4 protein-coding genes are annotated in these 3,997 nt (G+C 53.0%); 2 read left to right on the top strand and 2 right to left on the bottom strand.

The features are described from left to right. Nucleotides 1-878: 878 nt before the first annotated feature. Entirely contained in the window at nt 879-1,523 is a 645-nt protein-coding gene (locus ACW9H9_RS28295; RefSeq protein WP_457346653.1) for a hypothetical protein, read from the bottom strand. Nucleotides 1,524-1,545: 22 nt separating this feature from the next. After that, nucleotides 1,546-2,385: an AbiJ-NTD4 domain-containing protein gene (locus ACW9H9_RS28290; RefSeq protein WP_330758363.1), complete on the bottom strand. Its 840-nt coding sequence runs from the start codon at nt 2,383-2,385 to the stop codon at nt 1,546-1,548. 280 nt (nt 2,386-2,665) lie between these two features. On the opposite strand from ACW9H9_RS28290, the gene ACW9H9_RS28285 reads away from it, so the two are divergent. Both ACW9H9_RS28285 and ACW9H9_RS28280 read left to right on the top strand, forming a co-directional pair. Next, nucleotides 2,666-3,343 (top strand): TauD/TfdA family dioxygenase, encoded by a 678-nt coding sequence (locus ACW9H9_RS28285; RefSeq protein ID WP_330758364.1) that lies wholly within the window; start codon nt 2,666-2,668, stop codon nt 3,341-3,343. Next, entirely contained in the window at nt 3,336-3,959 is a 624-nt protein-coding gene (locus ACW9H9_RS28280) for a hypothetical protein (RefSeq protein ID WP_457346654.1), read from the top strand. The genes ACW9H9_RS28285 and ACW9H9_RS28280 overlap by 8 nt, the downstream gene beginning before the upstream one ends. Nucleotides 3,960-3,997: the final 38 nt, after the last annotated feature.

Here is a 3,997-nt window from a genome sequence, read left to right as displayed (position 1 = left end):
ATATATGCACCTCTTACTCATGTTATGCCCGAACACAAAATTTCTGACACCCTCAGCGGAATAACTTAACGAAAGTAAATGGCGCTGCCCACCATCCAACTGCGCTAGTGCGGTGCTGTTAATAATGTAGGCATCGCCTCTTCGGGCGCCAAGGCCCGGCTCACGCCATCAGCCAAGAATCTCCCGTACGATGGAAGCGACATTTTTAGCATCGTCGATCCTTCGGTGACGGGTGCCTTGCCAAATCAGTCCCATCGACTTTACCGTCTGCTTAAGGCTTTTCGGTCGATTGTCATATAAGCCTGCATGCCACTTCCTGGCATTGAAATGCGGCAGACCTTCAAGCATGGAAGGGCACGCAGCAAAGTCAGCATCGCGCTCAAGCTGTCTTGCATCATAGGTCGACAGGATCAGCTCCGTCGCGCAGCCATCAAGTGTCCCGACTCGACTGTCAGGCGAGTTGCAGTGCTCGCATTAGTCCAGGGTCTCACGGTCGTTGGGGAGTGTGAGTAAGGCTGCACCTGGAACCGCTCAAAATGAAGGTGAACTGCTGATCGCGATAGTCATAGCGAATATTCATTCCAAGCTACTGGTGAATTTCGACAGCTGCGCAAAAGGGATGAATCCCTCTCGACCTCGGACTAGAAGCACGAGCTGATTCATATCGTCGAAGCGCGTCAGGGTCGATCCATCGCATTTGCAACAACTGTAGGGAATCGGACGCTTGATTGTGCAATTCGGTACTGGAGGCAGCCTGGCTCGGCTAAGCTAGCGTCGCGTAACTGCTCCAAGACTTGGTTTGGCTCCTCGCTGCAGCCTTCGCGCAGACAAAGGATCGCCCGTAGTTCAGCATAACCCCCTGTTGCCATTTCAGGCCATTATGCCGGCGAAGGTTGCGTCGACACCTCAGGTAGCGGTTCATTCCGTTTAAGCAAGGCGTCGATAGCTCTCTCTTCGGCTCGAACAAGCTCTTCATACTTAAACTCGAGGATCAGCGAGTTTTCTTGCCCTTTCATGAGCCGCTTCGCCATCTCTTCAATCTTCGGGAAGAACTCACTGATCAATTCCGAAGCTCGCCCATAGGCTTCACCAAAGACTAACTGCGCCCGGTCGTTGATAACAACAGCATCTGACGAAGGCTCATGTTTGATGCTGAGCAAGATGTACATTAGCTCATCTACTTTGCCACGATCGTTCAAACCAGTGGCATCCATTACGCCTTTCGTATATGCGTTATCTATGACTGTCTGACTAGCATTGGGGCCACGCGTAGCGATGTCTGCTACCACTCCGGCGCAAAGAACGACCATGCGGTTAAACACATGTGCGTAGACGCTCTCGGCACTTTTAAGCTGCACTGGAGAGTAGGGTTCGATGTGAGACGTCCCAAAAAGCTGACGCCCATCGCACCGAACAGAAACCTGTCCAACGTTGAAATTGAAATGTCGAGCTACCAGCCAATGTCCAAGCTCATGATGCAGTGTTGTGTTGAGTTGGCGTCTAACGTTAGATGGAACGGCCATGTACTGTCCTTAGTTTCTTCATTCAAAAGAGTGGTTCCGAGCTTCCATCAAGTGTTTGGCTCTGTGTTTTTTTGATTAGATAGTTGCTCAGCGAGGCACACAGGCCAACGATCAGCTCAGCTTCGGTGTATGAAGGCTCGCGCCCTTCGCGCAGGTGGCGTCCATTCTCAGATGCATAACCCCAGGCTCTGGCAACCGCTTGATCCAAAGGAGCTGGGATGAGGGTATTGTGCCGCTTGAGGATTTCACCGAGATTCGCTTTCACGTCACCAGTGACCTGGCGGGCAACGCATTCAAGCGAAGCCATGGCATGCTGGATGGCACCGGTGGGGTCTGGATGCGGGCGACGGGACAAATCCGCGATTGCTTGATGCAACTCGTTGCTCGCGGTCGTGTGGCCGGCGAGCTGCTCTGTCTCCTTCGCACTCTTGACGACCACTTCAAAAGATTCTGGGCCACGGGTCTCGAACCGACCATCCACTAGCTTCCACCCAATACCGAACTCAATGAAGTAGTCGTTGAGCTCCGTCACGAAGTGATCGTACACATCTCGGTCGAAGCGTTGTTCGGTGAAGTAGTCATGAAGGCGTTCAATGATGTCGTACACTTTGAACCACTTGCACTCGTCTAGGAGATCTTCGACCTCATTGGCGACATTCGGATAGTCAGACCAGTTGTCCCGATTGGGTTGTCGTTTTAAGGCCTTGCATACCATGGCGCGCAAGCTTGTTGGCGTCAGCCCACAGTCGTAGCACAGCTGTATGAAGAAGCTGCGCATGTCCGAAGGCGCATCTTCCCTAACTGTGATGTTTGCTTCTTCAGTATTGGAGAAACCGTGTCGCTTAGAAAATGTCTCCCTCATGACGCATCTCCCTGTGATTGGCCCTAAATGCCTTTGGATCGGTACACCGATGGCACGTCGATACAGGCGCCGAGCAGGGCATTGATATCCAAAAAGGTCACCACCCTAAGCTACCGCGCCAGCGAATGCCACACGCATCCTACGGGACGTTACGCACACACCACTTAGATGGAAAATACGCTTATCAGCGCACGTGCGCCCCTAGAAGCATTTGTTAGATTCTACTAACGTTAATTCTGGTCACGTTGCCAGCTGAGCTGATTCCAATCAAGGAAATGAAGTGTTTGAGCTGATCGAAGATGCCAGATCGAATTTGAGCTCGAGCGGCTGGGCCAGCTTTCAGCTGCCACTCGCTGGAATAGAGGGGATGGAGCAAGCTGCGCTGGCCATTGCCTACAGCCTCGGACAGCCCCGCGCTACGCGACGAAGGGGCCCATTAATTGACCATCTGGTTCCGACCAACAGATATGCGGCAAACCCACGCTCTCTCAGCACCCGCTACGGCTTGTGCCAATTCCCTTGGCACACTGACGGAGCTCACTGGAGCACGCCGCCTCGGTATCTAATCATGGGCTGCTTGGAGGCGGATCAGCAGACCGCTGAAACGCTCATCTGCGAAGGTCGCTACTTCGCCCCGTTGAACTCAACAGTAGCTCGCTCATCAGTGTTCAGGGTTACCAGTGGTGGCAACAGTTTCTATGCTGCGGCCCGGGGCACCGATGATCGCTACTACAGGTATGACCCCGGCTGTATGACACCTATGGATGTCGGCGCTCGGGAGATCATGCGCGCTATAGAGCACAAGGAGCCCGAAGGCGAGCACACGATTGAGTGGTGTGCCGGGACGTTTTTGCTGCTTGATAACTGGCGTTTCCTACATCGTCGGGCAGCTACTATTGAAAGCGCTGAGCGCAAGCTCCTAAGGGTGACCGTCATGGAGAACATAAACAATGCATAACTCTGGGAGCGATACGAAAAAGCCGCACAAAGAAGTACCTCCAGCAATCTCAGCCGAGGCACTGCTGGGGAAGTCTCAACTCTATGCCTCACGGGCACTGCAGGCTAAAGCATCGAAGGATTCCGAGGTCTATCAGATCTGGGCTGCGTTGGCACTGGAACTTCTTGGCAAGGCTCAGTTAGCTGGCATACACCCGTGCTTGGTGGTGGAAACCGACAATACCAACAGCCTTCTTGAGGCATGTGGTATTGAGACAGATAGCAAGGTCAAAACCATCAGTGCTCACGTGGTGTTCGCTCGTTTGAAGCACACGGTGGAGAAGTTCGGGACACCGCATGCGAAAGCATGCGAGAATATCTCCTCACGCAGAAATATCGAGCTCCATTCAGGTCAGGCTGCATATTCCGGCTTGGTGGACAAAGACTGGGAAGGTCAATTCTGGTCTACAGCACAACTCATCCTGACATCAATGGGACTGGAGTTGGAGGACTGGGTGGGAAGCGACTCGAAAATCCCGGCGACCCTAGCACGTGACTTTCGAATCATTAAGGTAGAGGCTGCGAAGCAACGGATCGCGAATGCCCGTGTTGTATTCTTGAGCCTAGGGAAATCCTGAAGAAGACTTCCAAATATGGTGAAATACGCCGATCCCGT

The sequence above is a fragment of the Pseudomonas sp. SDO5215_S409 genome (assembly GCF_054071325.1).
This window is presented reverse-complemented; position numbering and strand designations above follow the sequence as displayed.